Annotated in this window: 2 protein-coding genes; one reads left to right on the forward strand and one right to left on the reverse strand. The window is 49.8% G+C overall.

From position 1 onward, the window contains the following. Positions 1 to 46 precede the first annotated feature (46 nt). On the reverse strand, positions 47 to 385 hold the full coding sequence (locus ACRC27_RS02090; protein ID WP_438622590.1) for a DUF413 domain-containing protein: 339 nt from the start codon (positions 383 to 385) through the stop codon (positions 47 to 49). A 123-nt stretch (positions 386 to 508) separates the two neighbouring features. On the opposite strand from ACRC27_RS02090, the gene hdfR reads away from it, so the two are divergent. Next, complete coding sequence (hdfR, locus tag ACRC27_RS02095; RefSeq protein ID WP_438631020.1) at positions 509 to 1,345, forward strand: HTH-type transcriptional regulator HdfR; 837 nt, start codon at positions 509 to 511, stop codon at positions 1,343 to 1,345. Positions 1,346 to 1,366: the final 21 nt, after the last annotated feature.

Here is a 1,366-nt window from a genome sequence, read left to right on the forward strand (position 1 = left end):
AAAAAAAACAGGAGCCTGCGGCTCCTGTTGTCTGACTCGTCTTGTTTTACTCGTCGTTGTCGGTGTAGTCTTCCACCGCATCTGCCTGCGGTTTTCCACCGGATAAGGTGTGAAAACGTTTCGGGCGGCGCGTACGATCACGGTACTTAATCCAGACCTTTTCGTGATCGGTGACCGGCTGACGCTCATTCTGGCATGCCGCGACAAAGAGCTGCTCTGCTTCAGTGGCAGCCTGCCGTTTGCCTGAGTCTAACTCATCAAACGCACAGCCAAAATGCTCAAGAAGTTGCGCCTCTTTGATGGTGAAATCGCCGTGACGGGCGAAACCACGCGGATAATGCTTGTTATCGAAGAAGCGACGTGTTGTGACAAAGCTTTCCGCCATATTGAGACAAGCTCCTAAACTATCATGGTCGAAGGGTCTATGGCGCGGAGTATTATTGAGCCTTGACGCTGATGTAAAACAAATTATTTTAATCGTGATGATAAGTTTTTTTGGAGATATGCAGTGGATACCGAATTACTGAAAACCTTTATCGTGGTCAGTAAAACCCGCCACTTCGGTAAAGCAGCTGAATCTCTGTTTTTGACCCAATCTGCGGTCAGCTTCCGAATTCGCCAGCTAGAGACACAACTGAACGTAACGCTGTTCAACCGGAATCGTAATAATATTCAGCTGACCCCAGCCGGTGAACGCTTAGTGCCTTATGCCAGCAATTTGTTGCAAACTTGGCAACAAGCTCAGCAAGATGTCAGCCAATCGCATCAAATCGCACCATTACGGATAATGGCATCACCCTGTTTATGGGAGTCGGTACTCGGTGATTTTTTACACCAGATAAGCCTGCAACATCCGGCGCTGCCGCTGCATACTGAGTTCGGGCCATCACGCACATTGCTGCGTCAACTGCTTGAGCAGAGTGTAGATTTGGGTTTTAGTTTTGATCAGCCGCGCAGTGATGAATTTACCACGCAGCCTTGCGCAGAGATCTCGTTACAATTGTTTGCCTCTAGCGCCACCCAAACGCAAAAAAACCGCACTGAACACTACCACTTCATTGAGTGGGGTAGCGGTTTTATGCAGCAGCAAGGCGCATGGTTTACACCCGATATCCCCCCACGACTGCACAGCCATTCAATGCAGCAGGTTTTGCATCAGCTACATCAGAACAAGGGGTGTGCATTTTTACCCGCCAGTATGCACGCAGAGCTTGGTTCACTCGGGTTGACGGCAGTTAACGAGATCCCGCCGCTGCCGTTTACCTTGTACGCAATCTGGCCACAAAACAGCCCGCACGATGCGCTGATCCGCAGCCTGCTACCGCTGTTAACCACAAACCTATGACTGAAAATCTGTCACTGCATA

The sequence above is a fragment of the Plesiomonas sp. genome (assembly GCF_051650925.1).
Classification (GTDB): domain Bacteria; phylum Pseudomonadota; class Gammaproteobacteria; order Enterobacterales; family CAMTGL01; genus Plesiomonas.

What these genes read in the sequence shown, in the direction of transcription:
- ACRC27_RS02090 (WP_438622590.1), bottom strand. Translation starts at nt 385, where the DNA reads ATGGCGGAAAGCTTTGTCACAACACGTCGCTTCTTCGATAACAAGCAT.